The sequence below is a fragment of the Bradyrhizobium sp. Kon56 genome, from assembly GCF_055807635.1.
In genome coordinates, this window is record NZ_JBVVOU010000026.1 from 1 (window position 1) to 16,370 (window position 16,370).

Sequence of the window (16,370 nt, forward strand, 5' to 3'; positions counted from 1 at the left end):
GACACGGACGCCTCCCTTAAGTGGTGCTAAACACCTCCACTTTGGCACATCGATGCCGTCGGCGGGGCGTCCACCCCATCATAAATTCAGCTTAGCGACGCAGGGCGGAAGTCTTCGACCTTCGGCGGCTTGTGACCCCTAAGCGGACCAAATGCTCACTCACCTTGTGGCAATTTTTGCCAACCGGATCGCCTCTGCATATCTGGCGGTTTCACTTTCAATAAATGCCTTGAGATGTGCCGGTGATCCAGGGAGGGGCGACGCGCCCAGTCCAGCCAAGCGCGCCTTCATTCCCGGGTCCGCAAAGCCGGCATTGATCGCCCCATTGAGTTTCTCGACCAGGACAGAGGGGTATCTCGCGAGGCGCGACGATTCCGAACCACGATCCGGCCTGGTAACCTGCAACGTATTCGGACGCTGACGGGATATCCGGCAATGCCTCGGATTTTGCCAGCGTCGTCACCGCAAGCGGGATCAGACGCCCGGCTTTGATATGCGCGATGGACGATGGCATCGGATCGAACATGCAGTCGATCTTGCCGGCCATGAGGTCGGCGAGCGCCGGGGCCGAGCCGAGGAACGGCACCAAGGTCAAATCGACATCCGCCATCATCTTGAACATTTCGATGGCGATGTGCTGCGGCGTTCCCACCCCGGCAAAACCGATCTTGAGTTTGCCGGGGTTTGCCTTGGCATGCGCGAGAAAGCCCGCCAGCGTCGTTATGGGAACGGAGGGATTGACCTCGATGACGAGCGGGACCTGCCAGAGACCGGCCACGGCCACGAAATCGCGCCCGAAGTCGAAATCCAAGTTCTTGAACAAGGTCGTGTTGATCGTGTTCACCGGCCCGCAAACGAGCAGCGTATATCCGTCGGGTTCGGCTCGCGCGACCGAACGGGTTGCCATGTTCCCGCTTTCGCCGGGCTGATTGTCGACAACAACGGATTGCCCTAAGCTGGATAGCCAGCTGGCGATGACGCGCGCGGCGATATCGACGGGACCCCCTTCCGGAAATCCAACGACAAGCCGCACTGGGCGGAGGGGATATTCGTCAGAAGACGCGACCGACGAAAGCGTCGGCATGGCGGCAACAGCAGCTAGTAATTGGACGAATGCTCGGCGATGCACCAGCATGGCTGGTCCCTTTCCGCTTTGAATCCGTCTAACCATAGGGCCTGCATCCGAATGAGCTATGGTATGGAAGCGATAATCTCGATACCTTATTGGTATGGCAATCGATCTTACACGGCTCCGGTATTTCGTTGCGGTTGCGGAAGAGGGGCACATCACCCGTGCCGCCGAGCGGCTGGATATGCAGCAACCGCCCCTCAGCCGGCAAATTAGCCTTATGGAGCGCGAGCTGAAAGTTCAGCTGTTTCGCCGGTTGCCTCGCGGGGTTGAATTGACCGGCGCCGGTCATGCATTGCTCCCGGAAGCAAAGAGCATGCTTGCGCGCTTCGATCGCGCAATTGAAGTTACCCGCCGTGCGGCGCGTGGCGAACAAGGCCGTCTTTGCGTCGGCATCGCGCCCACGGCACCTTTCACCCCGCTCGTGCCGAAAGCTATCCGCGCGTACCGTGAGGCATTTCCCATGGTGTCTCTCGTGCTGGAAGAGGGGTTGAGCAACGAGGTCATCACCAAGTTCGATAATGATCAAATGGATGTCGCGTTTGTTCGCGCGCCCCAGGTCCGAGCTCAGGGCGTGGTCGTCATACCGCTTCAAGAAGAGCCGATGATTGTCGCCTTGCCCGGCAATCACCCGATGGCGAAGCGGGGCAAGAACCAATCGGTACCGCTGGCGAGCTTGGCGAACGAGCCCTTTATCCTGATCGGCCCGCAGGGCACGGGACTGCACGATGAGACCGTCGCCGCATGTCGCGCCGCTGGGTTCATGCCTCGGCTTGGTCAGCCGGCACCCAGGATAACATCGACGCTAAGCCTGGTCGCCGCTGGCCTCGGCATCGCGGTCATCCCATCGACAATGCAGAGCGTTCGGATCGCCGGAATAGTCTATCGGCGGCTGCGAGGGCCGGTGCCCAAGGCATTCCTCGGCCTTGCGTTTCGTCGTAGCGACCCTTCGCCGGTGCTCAAGCAATTTTTGAGCGTGGTTCGAACCATAGCGAATTCGAGACCTGCGATCCAATGAGGATGTGAAGCCTGAGACGCCAGAGTCTGCTGTTGGCCCATCGCAACCGCCCTTGCGGTGCCCGGTGATGTCCGAAGTTGAGGGTACACCGGTCCTGACTGCCCACTGCCGAAACCGGCGCTGTTGACCCACTTGAGACATGTGCGCCGCAGGATTGTTGCGCGATGCAGAGCGCGTGGATATAAGGAGGCACTACGGCGGCAAGATCGTCCGCAACGCCAACTGCGTTACGACCCTACCCAGCATTCGGTCCCCAATCGCATGACCAAAGCTCGCGCCGTGCCCATGCCGTGCGACAGCGTGCTCGTTCCGCTCTACGTGGGCGCGGATCTTTTGGATCGATGCCCCTGATTCACTTCGCCGCAGCACGGCTCACAATTATCCGACTTGCGTCGGCACGACCGTCTCCCGTGCCGCGTGGACACGCCGCCAATCGAGCCCTTCGACCAGCGCCGACAATTCCGCCGCCGACAAACGCATCACGCCATCCTCGATCTTCGGCCAGCGGAAGACGCCGTCTTCGAGCCGCTTGGCGAACAGGCACAAACCCGTACCATCCCAGAAGATCAGCTTGATCCGGTCGGCGCGCTTGGCACGGAACAACATAAACAGCACCCGAGAATGGGTCAGCCTGCATGTGCTCGCGTACCAATATGGCAAGCCCCTCCATTCCCTTGCGGAAGTCGACCGGCTTGGTTGCCACCATCACCCGGACAGTTCCGGACGGGCCGATCACCGGCTTGCCTTCAGCGCATGGACGATGGCCGCAATCATCGCCACATCCGCGCCTCGGCCGACCCGGATAGTGACGCCCTCGGCTTCGATCTCGATGCCCCCAATATCCGGCTTGGCCTTGCGTCGCGCTGTCTTGCGCTCATGGCCAACAGCCACGGCCGGTACCAAGGCGTCTACCACCGCCGGTACAAACGGTGGATCGTCAGCCATCGGCGTCGGCAACCGGCGTGCTTGCCGGCGCCAGGTGAACACTTGTTGTGGGGTCAGCCCGTGTCGCCGGGCAATCTCGGAAACGACGGCGCCCGAGACCAGCGTCTCCTCGACGATCCGGGCCTTGTCGTCCTTGGAGAACCAACGACGGCGTCCCGTCTCCGTGATCACTTCCAGCCGGCGCGCCGTCACGTCCGATTTAAGCGTATGGTCAAGCATAGACACAAGCCGATCCCTTCAAAGAGATCGTGAAACTCGCCTATCCCATGTGCCGCGAGAAGGTGGGAGCGGAACGACGCTTACACTCCGTTTGGGGTCACAAGCGGCGGTAGACGCCAAGCTGGATCGACATCCGGTCTGCCGTTGAGAGCCGACATGCCACTTCTTCAAGCGAGCTTCGGCTTCGGGCCAACAGGCGACATGGGCCATGCACATGGAGCAGGCGGTCTTACTTTGAAGCAGTTTTCCTGCTGAGCATTTCCATCTCGACTTGATCCGCGAGAACAAAAAGATGAGTGGCGAGTCGGTCGAACAGTTCGCGCTTGGCGAGGCCTGTTGCAAGGTCGCGGATCAGGGCGCACTCGGCTGCGTCTTTGCGGAGTCTTTCCGCGTGTGCCTGATAGTCCTTCATTGGCAATGGTCCACCGTCTATCAGGCGGGAGCATTTGGCACTCTCGATCAACCGCCCGGCTATTTTGGCGACAACAGGCCGGGCGACGACAGCCATTCGTTGATGTGGGCCGCCGTCCTGGTCTGTCTTGCTTTGCGCAAAAGCGTATCACGATCCTTGCCTGGGGCCATCTTCTTGGCCGTCTCCTCAAGACGGTGCGCTTCGCTCGCCATGCGTTCGTCGAAGGTCGCGGTGTGAACGATCCGCGGCCTCCTCTTGATCTTCGGCTTGGCGTCAGATGCGGTGGGTTCAACAGCGGCGTTAGCGAGAGCTGATGCGCGAAGCCTGACCGGGTCTCGCACACCGTCTGCCGCCTGCTTCAGGATGTGTTGAGCCATCTCGGATTTGATAGCGTCAGATTTGGAGCCATCCGGCAGAATGGCCCAAGCTTCATCGAGGACCTTTCGCAGGAGAAGCAGGGTGTCGGGATCATAATGGGCCATGGCAGCACCTCCGGACGCGCATTGAAAATCTTGGCTCCGCTGGCTGTCGGTTAGGTACCCGACATATTCGACAAAAAAGCTCGCTATCGCCCGCCTAAAGGCTTAGCGTCTTTGCATTATCGGCAGTCTTTCTAGGCGCCGCTGACTGAGAGTTCTCTGCGCTCCCGCCTGTACTCGGGAGCATGACATGCGCAATTCCGGCAATTCGCTATTGGCCTCTCTTTGCGAGAGTGACGCCGCTGCCCTTCGGCCGCACTTAAAATCCGTTCATCTGGACCATGAGAAAGTTCTGTTTGATGCCGGAGATAAGGTCACGGACATTTACTTTCCGACTGGTGCGATTGTCTCCCTTGTGGTGGGTCTTTCCTCTGGCGAGATCATTGAAGCTGCTATGGTCGGAAAGGATGGGGTGGTCGGTGCGTTCGCTGCTCTTGGCGGGAACATTCCCATCAACCGAGCCATCGTCCAACTCGCAGGGCCCGCGTTGATGTGCAAAGTGAGTGAACTCAGAAGCGCGGTGCTTCAAAGTCAATCATTGCTAACGACGCTGTTCCGTCATGAGCAGACGGTCTACGCTCAGGCCAGCCAATCGGCTGGTTGCATGGCCGCCCATCAGATGGAGGCGCGACTTTGCCGATGGCTTCTTCGAGCAAGGGATTTAGCTGGCACCGACAATCTGCAATTCACGCAGGAATTTCTTGCTGAGATGTTGGGCGTCAAGCGAACCAGCGTGACTTTGCATGCGCGCACGCTTCAACAGGCTGGAATGATAAAGTATTCGAGGGGCCACATACAGATCATCGATGTTGAAGGTCTGCAGGAAACCGTCTGCGAATGCTACGGGACTGTCAAATCGTACTATCAAGCCCTGCTCGGTGCTCACACGGTGTGATCCTTGCTCCCCTCCAGCGCACGTCCGCTCAAAGGCTACCTTCGGTAGGCAGTATGATCTTGGTCGGGTCCGCTCTATGAAGCGTACATCCTTGCGCTCCGAGCTGAGGTCAGCCACGGTCACGATCGAACCTATCTGCCCTTTCCTTGCGCAAGCGTCATGTTCCATTTAGGGAACAAGAACATTGAACCTTGAGGCCGCGCCAAACCAGTATTTTTTGTGTGTCCCAGGTTTTTGATCTTCGCGTTCGCGGCCATCCATGAAAGCAGGGCCGGAGGCATGGGGCGAGCAGCAATCGCTTTCATGGGTGGTTCGCAAGGAAACCTTTAGACAATGCGGTGATCGCAGCTGCTATGGCAAAGTCAGGGAACGCACGTCCGCACAGGAAAAGCCGAGGCGTCTTGGTTGTTGTCTGCCTTTCGGTTCCGAGCCGCGGGAAGAGGCTGCCACCGGCTGCAATAGTGCCCGGTGCCTGTTCGCCGATGGCGGACCCGCTGGTTCTCCGGTACCCTGCTTAGTTGACGGAGTTGCTCCGGAATCGCCGCCGTGCCTGTCGAGTTGCCTCACGCCTGAAGCTGCCACGCCGGAATTTCCTCCGCTCGGGCAGCATTTCCCGTGCTGGAAGGTGAAGGGACCGCGCCGGCGCCGCCCGCAGCTGGGACGCGCCACCGCGCTTCCACCAGCCGACCCACCGCCGCTACCGGCCACGGCCGCCTTGAGCGAAAGTAGCGCAGGGAAGGACGACCGCGATAGCGAGAGTGAGACGAAGGATTTCATGCCGCGATACCTTTAGCAACTAAGCGGCCTCAGGCGGTTTCGCTCCTATCGCGGAAGCTGTGTCACGAAGATGAGGCCCGCGAAACGCAAGCGGCGTTCACTAGGCAGAGCAGTCCTCGCCACTTAGTGCCACGCGTAAACCGCGTAGGAACCGGCGCTGTCGCTGAGTCTTAACCTGCCGCCCACGACGTTTCCTCTTGCGAAACGTTTATCAGCCTATCCCGGAGCTCTCATGCTTGTTTGGTATTCGATGCTTGCCCTGATGGCCGACGCCCTCCAGGTCATTGACATGCGGCTGCGCCAGATCGCGGCAGGCACCGGCACCACCGAAGAGATGTTTCTGATGGTCACGGAAAAGCTCGATGCCGCGGCGGAGGCTCGCACGATCTTCATTCGTGGCGGCGACTGCGGCCAGGTGCTCGATCATTACAGAAAAATTGTCGCCTGCAACGTCGAGCGTTTGTCGGCAGGTAAGGCCGTCGGCCCGTGTGAGATCGAATCGGCATTTCCTGACCAAACGACTATCCCCCTCACCAACTCGACTCGCCTGTAGGTCAGTTGCGAACGAAAGCCTCCCGTGCCGAGGGCCAGACCTAATCCAAAGCATGGGGAGCCAAGCGCGTCGATGTCGCAACCGACATTGAGCCCATGAAGGCACGGTAATTCCGCGCGCAACGTGCGCTATGTTCTATAAGGTAGCGCGAGCGCCGGCGGCTTCGCATATCGCACGACTCGCCGAGCGCGCTACTGCGCCCAATCTGGGCAGAGCTCCGTGAGCGCACTATCTGCGATCTGTTGCATTGCAGGACGCGATTGCGCTTTGAAGCGATGGGACTTGCCGCCACTTCGGCTGGCGAGGAGCTCCAAGCTGTGGCAGAGGTCGGCGCACCGCTCTCAGCGAAGATCAGGGATCGTGCAAAGAATCTTCGGACGATCACGGTTGAGACTATCCCTGACAGCGCGTTGCCGATCCGGCGAAATTCAAGCCACAGACAAAGGGCACCGCCGATCACAGCCTTCCCGTCTGCCTTGCGATGGCGCTTCTCGACGTTGCGGCGCGTAGCAGCGGGAGAGATAGCCCCCTTTTTCCGCGGAGGCATTCACTTAGGCTTAGGAGATCTGCCGTACCATTCATGGCATGACACTCATTCGCAAATTTCTTGCCGACGAGACCGGCGCCACGGCTATCGAGTACGGTCTGATTGCTGCCGGCATCGCGCTTGCGATCATCGCGGTGGTGAACAATCTCGGATCGACCCTGCGATTGAAGTTCGGCTCGATTAGCTCATCGCTAAAATAAGAGGAGTGCCGGGCCGCCAACACTGCAGCGACCTCGCCGGCGGCATCGCAAAGCCGACGATCACCAACGAGGCGCAAGGCTGACGAAGAGATCAACAAGGCTGCCAAAAGCGTAGGAGACAATCGCGAGAGTTGCTGAGGGGTGTGGTGCTAGTGCTCTCGTGGTGGCGCTTACACACTCACCTCAAGGAAGAGCAAGCGTCGCATAACCGCGCGCATACTGCGCCAGCGGGTGAACAGCAGAGCCAAGCAAAAGCGGCACACCTAGCGGCCCGGCGGACAGAGCGCTTGATATGAAGATCCGGAGCATCTCTAGGCTAGTGTGATCTAAGCATTGCCGATTTGCTCGTTACCACGTCAGCGCCTGATGGAGCTTGATCTCGCCCTCGCCTACCTATTCGTCGTCGTAGTCGTTCCGCCTCTGCTGATAGCCTCGACCCTGACGTCTTTGCCCGTACTCTCGTTCCTCACTACGCTTGCGCCCATTGTCTCGCACTGCAAATACCGCCCGGCACTCATCGCTGAGCTGCGAAGTATTTCGCCGTAAGCAAGCTATTATTCTATTGCGATCGGGAACCTGCGAGCTGCATATTCGCCATACGTCGGGCGTGCAGGCTCTCTGTTCTTCCCAAGTTCCCCGATCCTGCGAAAATGCGGGGGTCTGCAGGGTGCTGCCGCAAACTAATAGAAAGCTCAACAAGAGTTGAGGCGCTCGCATGTGTACCTTTCTGGAGATGAGGGAGGAAAGCTCCGGCGATCTTCTCACGTCAATGGCTACCCTCTTCGGCTCCGCAGAGGCCGCATCCGTCGATTGCTTCACCCAAAGCCTCTAGCGCGAATTTTTTCGCAGCTGCAACACAGGTCGAGGCTTTTATCGTCCAGGGCGATGTCCGCGACATAATGATGATCGAAGAAGTATTTTGGCTTCTGCCTCAACAGGCGCGACGTCCTACAGTTCCACCTGTGGAGTTGCTACGCCCCAGGTTTCAATCGATCTAGGACGAAAAGGCCCACGCCTCCAGACATGACGTCGCACGCGCAAATCTTCACGTCAGGCGAGTGCGGCACCAGCCTCCGTTCGCCAATCCGGGGGCAGAGGCTCATATTGCGACGACCAACGTAGCGCCGGGACCTCGTCGCCCATATCGGAAGTGATGTGCTTATATGGCACAGCTTAATCCGAGCCGCGCGACAGAAGGCGCAGCGGCACGCAGCTAGACAGGGCATGTTGCCGATCGAGCCTGCGTCGCAGCCTCGTATCTTGAGCTTGCGCCGCCCTTCAGCCGCGAAAGCCAAGAACTGTTGGACCCGGCTCAGCGGACCATAGAAGACTCGAGCTATCTCCGGACGACGACCAGGATTTGATCGGCACGGCAAAGCAGCAGCGACTCCAAGCTACAGTCGGTCGGCCCGTTCGCCCCGCGAACTTGCGGATCGTCATGTCTTCGATCATGCGCCGCCGCAACGGGCTCGTGGCCTCGTCGGTCATGGGGATGCTCCTGTCTTGGGTGAAGGTTGCGAACCCCTCATCTCAAGACAGGACGCCTCGTTGCGCTATCCTCTCAGCCGCGCTGCCGGCCGTCGTGCCTACCGCGCGAGCGGTTTAGTCCCTTGGCCCGTTTGAGACATGCCCACCTATCCTGAGGATGTCCTTCACCGCGCTAGACCAGAAGTCAGCATGATCCGGCCAAACCGACGCGAATGACCCGTAGCAGACGTTTGTCGGATTCGGCTTCGTGCCGCGTTAACACAACCCGGTTATACGAGCCACCACGCTCCGAACGGATCGCCTTTCTTGCGAGGCATTGACCCAATGAAACGCATTTTTACGTTTCTCATAGTCGGGCCGCTGCTTATGGGCGGCGCGCTCGACTTTCTGTTTGGGTCGACGAGTGCTCTTGGTTGGTTGGTTGGGCTTCCGTTCTTGAGTGTTTTGGTTGCCTTTCCAAGGGCGCTTGTCGATTACTCTCTGGAAGGGCGGCGCTGGCAGCTCGCTCTCGTTACAGCGTCCGGCGTTGTTGGATCGTCTCTTGCGGGCTTCTCTTCCCAAAGCCATCTGCTTTTGATCGCCGCTGCTGGAGGTGTCTCGATGGCGTTCTGTTCTTGGATGACCAATCAGAGCTGGTCCCCGGAACACAGGGCGTGATCAGGGCCGCCTCCTTCATTCACTTCGCTTGTGGCCCGAAGGCGAAGTGACAACATCGCTCCAAGTGGTCCGCTTGTTGAGGCATGGCGGACTAGATTTGCTCAGGTTGAGTTCGCATTTTGACCCAACTGAGACATCGAACTTGTTCGCGTCTCAGACCGGTTGGGTGCCGTTTTCCACTCGTCGATCGGTGGCAAAGTGCTAGTCTCAGCTATTGCACAAGGTGTGACCCTGAGGCTCTGGGACGGCTAAATGCGGCGGCGTGAGTTCATTACGGTTCTAGGTGGTGCGACGGTCGCATGGCCGATTACTGCGCTTGCGCAACAGCCTGCGATGCCGACAATCGGATTTCTCGGCGCAACGTCGCCCGAGAGTTATGCTACGTTCGTAGGTGGATTTCGGCTGGGCCTGAGAGAGGCTGGCTTTGTCGACACCGAAAATGTTGCAATCGTCTACCGCTGGGCGGAGGGACAGTATGATCGATTGCCGGCGCTTGCCGTCGATCTCGTCTCTCGCGGCGTGTCCGTGATCATGGCCACGGGTGGCTTGCCGTCGTCGCTCGCCGCTAAGCAGGCAACCAAGACAATTCCCATTGTCTTCACATTGGGAAGCGATCCGGTAAAGTCTGGTGTGGTTTCCAGCCTCAATCGACCGAATGGCAACGTCACCGGCGTGACACTGTTCACCTACCTGCTGGACGCCAAGCGCGTCGAATTGATTCACGAATTGGTACCCGGCGCTTCTGTGATCGCTTTGCTTGTCAACCCCAATAGTCCTGCTCAAGCCGAGACGCAATTTGCAGAAATCGAGGCAGCCTCTCGCAAGTTTGGACAACGTCTCATTATCCTGAAAGCGGGCAACGACAGCGAAATTGATCAAGCAGTTGCTGCGATTGCCCAGAGCAAAGCGATCGCACTCCTTGTCAACTCCGATGCATTTTTTTTGAGCAGACGAGAGCAGCTTGTTGCCTTGGTGACGCGCTATGCGATCCCGTCGATTTTCGAATGGCGCCAGTTTGCCGAAGCTGGCGGCCTGATGAGCTATGGCATCGACCTTGTGGATGCCTACCGGCAAGCAGGTGTTTACGTCGGCAAGATCCTTCGTGGCGCAAATCCTGCTAACTTACCTGTTTTGCAACCTACAAAATTTGAATTTGTCATCAACCTCAAGACCGCGAAAATGCTTGGCATAACCGTGCCCAATACGATGCTTGTCGCCGCCGACCGGGTGATTGAATGAATCCGACCATTTCCGTTAATGGCCCCGAAGGCGAAGATCGCTACCGCGTCCGGTAGGTCGGCAGTTGAGGCCAGACCGGACATTCGGAAGACTCGAGCAAATCGACGCGAATGACCCGAAGCGGGCCATGATTCCGTATTGACGATCAGGAATAAGGTTGCCTAGGCGAGCCTGTTTCCGACGCTCGCCAGTGGCCTAAGTTGACCTAGAACTGACTTAATTTCGTTCCTGTATCTGGAACTGACTATCTTGTTTAAGGTCTCGTCATCGCCGCCCGGCCTTGGCTTTTGACTGAGAGTTCTGCGCGCTCCCGCCTCAATGACCCGGTGAGCCATGTGTGACAAGTGTGACGAGATCGACCTGCGCATCGCGCGCTACAAATACGTACGAATCAACGACCAAATCGCGCTCGACCGCATAGCTGAATTGATTGAGGCAGCGCTCGCCAAGAAGGCGGCTCTCCATAGGAACCGGAGCAAGAGTAAGGCCGCCCTGAACCTAACGTCGGCGGTGCGTTAGTCTCCACTGGAGGATTGCAGTTTCCAGTTCCGGCGTAGCGCCACTGAGCACTATTCGGCTCGGTGGCGTTTTCGTCTAGTGCCTCCCACCCTTCGTCGCAGCCTCTCATTTGGGCTACAGGAAATTCCGCTCGTGGCCCTTCGCGGCCGTTGAAGCGGTGCTGCGACAATCCGTTCAGAAGGGTAGACTGGAAGTCAGCAGGCGAACGCTAAAACCCGTTCGCCGCCGCGCTGTCGCGGTCAGCTTGTTTTTGCCGAACAATCGCCAAGCCTTCGCTGCACGCAACAAATTCGCTGCTCCCGACTTGCGTCCCAAACCTTCCGCAAAACGAACGATTCTCATCCGTTAATGTCCGCATAAGTTGTTGTCGTGCCTCCGCGCGCATGGCGGGAGCAGCGATGAAGGCTGCATAGAGGCCACATGCCATCATCGCAGCAAGTAACAGTGGAAACGCGAGTGAACCTGGAGCAAGATTAATGACTGGAGTACTGACTCTGTTTTCGGCCATTGCCATTTCTCCTCTAGTGTCTGCTGAAAATCTCCTTGGCATGAAAATTCTAGGCGCTGTTGGCCCGCGCCAATGTGAACCTGTTCACGTTGCTGCACAACGAAAAACAAGAGTCGATTTGAGAAGGACAAGCTGGTGGGAGCACTGGGGAGTGCCCGACTGCTTTGCGCTGCTGCACCAGATCGAGCCGTACCGCCCGCCTCCAAAGCCATGATTTTGTCTGAACAGAGAGCCATCAAGTGAAGCAGTTGAGTTGTAGCGAGTTCCGCTGTTGATGCTGTGGACGGCTCCTCCACGGGCACGAGAGTGCCAAAGACTGGGCGCCGTTTAAGGCTCCCACGATTCGGAGGAGCAACCTATGCAGTCAGTTTCAACAATTGGTCTGGATATCGCGAAGTCGGTCTTGCCCCGCATCTCAGTCGGCTGCGCAGCCAGGATGTTGGCCATCGCCCGCGACTTGCCGAGCTCCTTTTTCAGGGCCTTGCGGTCGCCTCCGGAAAGGGGCGTCAGGTGATACTTCGGCGCCATCGAGCGGCGCCTAGGCCACGTCGAAGGTCGGCCAGCAGCCATCTTCCTCATGGCGCCCGGTTCGGTTGCCGCAGTTGTCATCGAGCAGCCGCTGACCGACATCCCTCCAGACCGCCTCCGGACCGTAGAGCCTGGTAGCGTCCGCCTTCTGAATCTCGACCGTCCTGCCGCAGCGCCGGCAGCCCACCCTGAGAAGATGCTGGGGTATCTGCCTCAGCCGCAGCAGGCGTGTCGAAGCGCCAGGACCTGAGCCGACCGCTTCCGCGCGAGGGTCCTCCAGCACGGCCTGCCAATATTCCGGCGGCAGATCCTCGTTCGGGGCCAACCCGCGTCCGGGCGGGGCCTTTCTGGCGACTGCAGCTGTCATCTTTTCCATCTGCTTGAGTGTCGGCATGCGCCAGCTCGCGGGTCGGTCGGCCATGGGCCGATAGAACATATCACGAACGTAAGAGTCCAGTCCGCCCAAAGCGGAAAGTAGGGAAATGAAGCGGGCCGTCGGCTCGGTGTCGGAACCGCGCCGCGCGTTCGTCTTGAGTCCAAGTCCCGTACTTGGAGCGTTGCGTAACCATGGCCCCGCGAGCGAACTGGAAAGGCTTCCTGCGTCTGTCCCTCGTCACCTGTCCAGTGGCGCTCTACCCGGCCACGTCGGAGAGCGAGAAGATCGCGTTCAACCAGCTCAACCGGGAGACCGGCCATCGTATCAAGTACCTGAAAGTCGACGCCGACACCGGCGACGAGGTGCCCAACGAAGGCGTATGAGCTGGAGAAGGGCCAGTATATCGAGGTCTCCAAGCAAGAGCTCGAGGAGATCGCGCTGGAATCCACCCGGACCATCGAGATCGACGAGTTCGTAGACAAGGCCGACATCGATCCGCGCTATCTGATCCGTCCCTACTACATCCGCCCGGACGGCAAGGTCGGGCACGACGCCTTCGCCGTGATCCGCGAGACCATCCGCGAGATGGACAAGGTCGCGATCGGGCGGGTGGTGCTGACCAACCGTGAGCACATCATCGCGCTCGAGCCGATGGACAAGGGTCTCGTCGGCACGCTGCTGCGCTGCCCCTATGAAGTCCGCTCGGAGCAGGAGTATTTCGACGAAATCCAGGACGTCAAGGTCACGAAGGACATGCTCGATCTCGCCAGGCACATCGTGAACCAGAAGGCAGGCAACTTCGAGCCGGAGAAGTTCCAGGACCATTATGAAAGCGCGCTGATCGAGCTCATCAATCAGAAGCGCGCCGGTAAGGCGATCACGCCGAAGGAAAAGCCGGCGGCCACCAACGTGGTCAACCTCATGGAGGCGCTTCAGCGGAGCGTAGGTCAGGAGGCCGCGCCGGCGAAGGCCGTCAAGCCCGCCAAGAAGCCGCGGAAGGCTGCTGCAGGCCAGAAGGAGATGCTGATGCCGATCGCCGGCAAGAAGCCCGCGAAGCAGGCGGGGGCGAAGAAGCCGGCGGCCAGGTCGCAGCGGAAGTCCGCCTGACAAATAGGAGAGCCGTATGGATGTGAAAGAAGCCTCGGCAATGACGGAAGCCTCCGGACTGGCTAACGAGCTGGACGGCGTCGATCGTGCGTCCGCGGCGAGGTTGCGCGCCGAGGCGGAAGCGAGCCGGCGCCCGCTGCGGCCGACGTCGCAGGATGCCGCGATGCACTGGGTCGACCAACTTCGCGAGGTGACTTTGAAGGCGCCGCTGCAGTCGCTGTGCGTAGCGTTCCTGCTCGGAGTTTGGGTCGCCCGTCGGCGCTAGACCCGTTGGCCGGCAGTGCCCGCCAGTTGGCTGTGGCAAACGGTTCGCCTACATGCAGGTGGTCCGAAAGGCCGGGTGCGAGGAGGGAGATGTCCGCCGGCATCGTGCTGGTCGCGGTCTTGACCTTGTTCGGTTCCTGAGTTCCGACGAGCACTGGCTGGTCGGGGACCCTCGCCGTCAGAGGCCGAACGGATAGGTGTCCGGGACGCCGGCGCGGCGATGTTCCTGTCCCAAAGGCCTGACTGCCTTCGTCTCATCGAACCACATGAATGCATCAAACTGCTGAGGCAGCGACGCTTCGGCGTAATGGCTTTGCAGTTCGGTGTTCGGCCGGTAGATGACTCCGATGAACCGTTCGAGGTGCGGCTCGATCAAGCGACGCCGAAGGCTCTCGTCCCGGCGAAATTCGAGCAGCCCCCGCGGCACACCGGCGTCGTGGAACTGCCGCTCGTAGCTGTCCGGCCGAGAGGGCCGCACCTGCTTCACTTCCATCTCGCCGTCCCAGTCCGACGCGGCGGCCACGGTGCCGGTATGGGTGCCGAAGCCGACCAGGGACGCCGCCTCGGCGAACTTCTCTCGACAAAGCTGACCGATGTTGAGCTCCCCGCGGACCGCCCCCGTCTCGGTGAAGCGTGCGTCGCCGACATGGGAATTATGCGCCCAGACCACCGCCTTGGATCGCGGCCCCTGGGCGTCCAGGATATGGCCCAAGGTTTCGAACATGTGCGTGTCGCGCAGGTTCCAGGATTCGGCCCCGCCATAGTACATGATCCGGTAGTAGCGCTCGGCGGAGGCGATCAACCGCGCGTTCTGCGCAGCGTCCAGGAAGCTGTCCGGGTCGTTCGCGGCGTAATCGAGTTGCTTTCCCAGGATGTCCTGGCACTGGCGAACCACCTCCGCCTCGCATTTCCGATAGGCTTCGGTCAGGACGGCACGGCCGTAGGTCGAAGGTTCGCGCTGCCAAGGCGTTAGGCATCCGTAGCGCTCGCGCGCCACGGCCGCGGCTTCAGGATCTACGCCATGGAGATAGGCGAGAACGGCGGCGATCGAGCTCCGCATGTTGTAGATGTCGAGCCCGAAGAATCCGGCGCGCTCGCCTGCCAGCTTGCTTTCGTTGTGCTCGCGCATCCAGTCGACGAAAGTGGCGACGTCGGTGTTTCGCCACATCCAGGTCGGGAAGCGCTCGAATGGCTTCTCGCCCGAACCGCTTGACGACCGGTGGCGAACGTAGCGGTCGGCCGCCGCGGCGTCGGGCCAATCGGCTTCCACCGCGACGGTCGTGAATCCGTGCTTCTCGATCAGGCGCCGCGTGATCGCAGCGCGCGCCCGGTAGAACTCGGACGTGCCGTGGCTGGCTTCGCCCAGCAGCACGACCCGGGACTGCGCAAAGCGATCGAAGAGGGCGCCGAAGGCGGGATCGTCGAAAGCCGGCAAGGGTTCGAGGGCGGCGCCGATCATGTCCGTGAGCGAGCGGAAACGCGTGCGCCCGGGGACGTGATTGCTGGCGGAGCGCGTGCCGTCCTCCGCCCATCCGTGCTCTCCGATCAGGGGCACGAAGCGAACGGCCCCGAAGGCTTCTTCGTCATATTGGCTGTCGCTCCGGCGCGTGATCCGCAGCAGCGATTGTTCGTGCTCCAAATCTCCGACTGGGATGACGAGACGGCCCCCAATGGCCAATTGGCCCTTCAGTGCGTCCGGTACTTCCGGACCGCCGGCCGCGACGAGAATCGAATCGAACGGCGCCTCTTCCGGCAATCCGCCGGTGCCGTCGCCTGTATGGACGACGCAATTGTCATAGCCCAGCGCCGCAAGCCGCTCGGCGGCGGTCCTGGCTAAGGCGCGATGTCGTTCGACGGTGTGAACCGTTCTGGCGAGCCGCGATGCGACCGCCGCCGCATAGCCCGAACCGGTTCCGACCTCGAGCACCTTGTCCGCGGGCTTCATCTCGGCCGCCTCCGTCATCAGCGCGACGATGTAGGGTTGCGAGATGGTCTGCGCGTTCGCGATCGGCAGCGCGCCGTCCTCGTAAGCGAATTCCTCGAAACCGGATTCCACGAACCGCTCCCGAGGGACATGTGCCATCGCGTCCAGAACGCGCCGATCGCGGATGCCGCGGCGTGCAAGTTGAACCTGGACCATGCGGTCGCGAAGCTGTGCGAATTCGACCATGGCCGCGCCGTTCGTCAGAGTTCTGGTGCGACAAGCCAATCGGGGCGAGCCGGACAGGTTCCTCCTACGACAAAGTATTGGGTTGGGTGGCGCGCCGGCGCTAGGGTCGCCTCGACACGGGCCGTCGGCCGCTTCGGAACGAACGCAACTCAGCCGGGTTGGTCGCCGATAATCGGAGTGCTCCGATGCATCTGGCCCGCCAGTCACATGGACGGAGATCGATCTCCGCGGGAACCTTCCTGCTCGCGGTGTTGGTCGTCATGGCCGCGGTGCATTTCGCTACGCGTTCGGGGACGTGACGTGTTCGGGCGGAGTTCGCCCTGCGCCACTGGCATTCCGT

14 protein-coding genes and 3 pseudogenes are annotated in these 16,370 nt (G+C 60.2%); 8 read left to right on the plus strand and 9 right to left on the minus strand.

What is annotated here, in order from left to right; genetic code table 11:
* Nucleotides 1–217 precede the first annotated feature (217 nt).
* On the minus strand, nt 218–1,135 hold the full coding sequence (locus tag AC0L3B_RS30120; RefSeq protein WP_473381515.1) for a Bug family tripartite tricarboxylate transporter substrate binding protein: 918 nt from the start codon (nt 1,133–1,135) through the stop codon (nt 218–220).
* 94 nt (nt 1,136–1,229) lie between these two features.
* Here AC0L3B_RS30120 and AC0L3B_RS30125 point away from each other — a divergent pair, with 94 nt between their 5' ends.
* Nucleotides 1,230–2,147, plus strand: a complete 918-nt coding sequence (locus AC0L3B_RS30125; RefSeq protein WP_473381516.1) for a LysR family transcriptional regulator — start codon at nt 1,230–1,232, stop codon at nt 2,145–2,147.
* A 378-nt stretch (nt 2,148–2,525) separates the two neighbouring features.
* Here AC0L3B_RS30125 and tnpB read toward each other — a convergent pair.
* The 4 genes and pseudogenes from tnpB to AC0L3B_RS30145 form a co-directional block, all read right to left on the minus strand.
* Nucleotides 2,526–2,883: pseudogene (tnpB, locus tag AC0L3B_RS30130) on the minus strand (IS66 family insertion sequence element accessory protein TnpB).
* A complete protein-coding gene (tnpA, locus tag AC0L3B_RS30135; RefSeq protein ID WP_018458214.1) occupies nt 2,880–3,311 on the minus strand; it encodes an IS66-like element accessory protein TnpA in 432 nt (143 codons plus the stop codon). Before tnpA ends, tnpB begins: the two are co-directional and overlap by 4 nt.
* 229 nt (nt 3,312–3,540) lie before the next feature.
* The gene (locus tag AC0L3B_RS30140) at nt 3,541–3,723 is read right to left on the minus strand and encodes a hypothetical protein (protein WP_473381517.1); all 183 of its coding nucleotides are present in this window, start codon (nt 3,721–3,723) and stop codon (nt 3,541–3,543) included.
* A gap of 59 nt (nt 3,724–3,782) precedes the next feature.
* Nucleotides 3,783–4,205, minus strand: coding sequence for a hypothetical protein (locus AC0L3B_RS30145; RefSeq protein ID WP_473381518.1), 423 nt, complete (start codon nt 4,203–4,205; stop codon nt 3,783–3,785).
* A gap of 187 nt (nt 4,206–4,392) precedes the next feature.
* Between AC0L3B_RS30145 and AC0L3B_RS30150 the strand changes: the two genes are divergently transcribed.
* From AC0L3B_RS30150 to AC0L3B_RS30170, 5 genes are all read left to right on the plus strand, one after another.
* On the plus strand, nt 4,393–5,097 hold the full coding sequence (locus tag AC0L3B_RS30150; protein ID WP_473381519.1) for a Crp/Fnr family transcriptional regulator: 705 nt from the start codon (nt 4,393–4,395) through the stop codon (nt 5,095–5,097).
* Nucleotides 5,098–6,106: 1,009 nt separating this feature from the next.
* Nucleotides 6,107–6,427: a hypothetical protein gene (locus tag AC0L3B_RS30155; protein WP_473381520.1), complete on the plus strand. Its 321-nt coding sequence runs from the start codon at nt 6,107–6,109 to the stop codon at nt 6,425–6,427.
* A 585-nt stretch (nt 6,428–7,012) separates the two neighbouring features.
* Nucleotides 7,013–7,174, plus strand: coding sequence for a Flp family type IVb pilin (locus tag AC0L3B_RS30160; RefSeq protein ID WP_473381521.1), 162 nt, complete (start codon nt 7,013–7,015; stop codon nt 7,172–7,174).
* Between the two features lie 1,812 nt (nt 7,175–8,986).
* Nucleotides 8,987–9,319, plus strand: a complete 333-nt coding sequence (locus AC0L3B_RS30165; RefSeq protein ID WP_473381522.1) for a hypothetical protein — start codon at nt 8,987–8,989, stop codon at nt 9,317–9,319.
* Nucleotides 9,320–9,571: 252 nt separating this feature from the next.
* A complete protein-coding gene (locus AC0L3B_RS30170; RefSeq protein ID WP_473381523.1) occupies nt 9,572–10,558 on the plus strand; it encodes an ABC transporter substrate-binding protein in 987 nt (328 codons plus the stop codon).
* Nucleotides 10,559–11,285: 727 nt separating this feature from the next.
* On the opposite strand, the gene AC0L3B_RS30175 is transcribed toward AC0L3B_RS30170, so the two are convergent.
* From AC0L3B_RS30175 to AC0L3B_RS30185, 3 genes and pseudogenes are all read right to left on the minus strand, one after another.
* Nucleotides 11,286–11,585, minus strand: coding sequence for a hypothetical protein (locus tag AC0L3B_RS30175; RefSeq protein WP_473381524.1), 300 nt, complete (start codon nt 11,583–11,585; stop codon nt 11,286–11,288).
* 336 nt (nt 11,586–11,921) lie between these two features.
* Nucleotides 11,922–12,113: pseudogene (locus tag AC0L3B_RS30180) on the minus strand (hypothetical protein); the annotation flags it as partial.
* 10 nt (nt 12,114–12,123) lie between these two features.
* On the minus strand, nt 12,124–12,507 hold the full coding sequence (locus AC0L3B_RS30185; protein WP_473381525.1) for a hypothetical protein: 384 nt from the start codon (nt 12,505–12,507) through the stop codon (nt 12,124–12,126).
* Nucleotides 12,508–12,680: 173 nt separating this feature from the next.
* On the opposite strand from AC0L3B_RS30185, the pseudogene ku reads away from it, so the two are divergent.
* A pseudogene (gene ku, locus AC0L3B_RS30190) lies at nt 12,681–13,596 on the plus strand (non-homologous end joining protein Ku).
* A 16-nt stretch (nt 13,597–13,612) separates the two neighbouring features.
* Nucleotides 13,613–13,861: a hypothetical protein gene (locus AC0L3B_RS30195; protein ID WP_473381526.1), complete on the plus strand. Its 249-nt coding sequence runs from the start codon at nt 13,613–13,615 to the stop codon at nt 13,859–13,861.
* 177 nt (nt 13,862–14,038) lie between these two features.
* On the opposite strand, the gene AC0L3B_RS30200 is transcribed toward AC0L3B_RS30195, so the two are convergent.
* Nucleotides 14,039–16,030: a protein-L-isoaspartate(D-aspartate) O-methyltransferase gene (locus tag AC0L3B_RS30200; protein ID WP_473381527.1), complete on the minus strand. Its 1,992-nt coding sequence runs from the start codon at nt 16,028–16,030 to the stop codon at nt 14,039–14,041.
* Nucleotides 16,031–16,370 lie beyond the last annotated feature (340 nt).

Coding starts and splice junctions, on each gene's coding strand:
- AC0L3B_RS30120 (WP_473381515.1), bottom strand. CDS start 1,135: ATGCTGGTGCATCGCCGAGCATTCGTCCAATTACTAGCTGCTGTTGCC.
- AC0L3B_RS30125 (WP_473381516.1), top strand. CDS start 1,230: ATGGCAATCGATCTTACACGGCTCCGGTATTTCGTTGCGGTTGCGGAA.
- tnpA (WP_018458214.1), bottom strand. CDS start 3,311: ATGCTTGACCATACGCTTAAATCGGACGTGACGGCGCGCCGGCTGGAA.
- AC0L3B_RS30140 (WP_473381517.1), bottom strand. CDS start 3,723: ATGAAGGACTATCAGGCACACGCGGAAAGACTCCGCAAAGACGCAGCC.
- AC0L3B_RS30145 (WP_473381518.1), bottom strand. CDS start 4,205: ATGGCCCATTATGATCCCGACACCCTGCTTCTCCTGCGAAAGGTCCTC.
- AC0L3B_RS30150 (WP_473381519.1), top strand. CDS start 4,393: ATGCGCAATTCCGGCAATTCGCTATTGGCCTCTCTTTGCGAGAGTGAC.
- AC0L3B_RS30155 (WP_473381520.1), top strand. CDS start 6,107: ATGCTTGTTTGGTATTCGATGCTTGCCCTGATGGCCGACGCCCTCCAG.
- AC0L3B_RS30160 (WP_473381521.1), top strand. CDS start 7,013: ATGACACTCATTCGCAAATTTCTTGCCGACGAGACCGGCGCCACGGCT.
- AC0L3B_RS30165 (WP_473381522.1), top strand. CDS start 8,987: ATGAAACGCATTTTTACGTTTCTCATAGTCGGGCCGCTGCTTATGGGC.
- AC0L3B_RS30170 (WP_473381523.1), top strand. CDS start 9,572: ATGCGGCGGCGTGAGTTCATTACGGTTCTAGGTGGTGCGACGGTCGCA.
- AC0L3B_RS30175 (WP_473381524.1), bottom strand. CDS start 11,585: ATGGCCGAAAACAGAGTCAGTACTCCAGTCATTAATCTTGCTCCAGGT.
- AC0L3B_RS30185 (WP_473381525.1), bottom strand. CDS start 12,507: ATGCCGACACTCAAGCAGATGGAAAAGATGACAGCTGCAGTCGCCAGA.
- AC0L3B_RS30195 (WP_473381526.1), top strand. CDS start 13,613: ATGGATGTGAAAGAAGCCTCGGCAATGACGGAAGCCTCCGGACTGGCT.
- AC0L3B_RS30200 (WP_473381527.1), bottom strand. CDS start 16,030: ATGGTCGAATTCGCACAGCTTCGCGACCGCATGGTCCAGGTTCAACTT.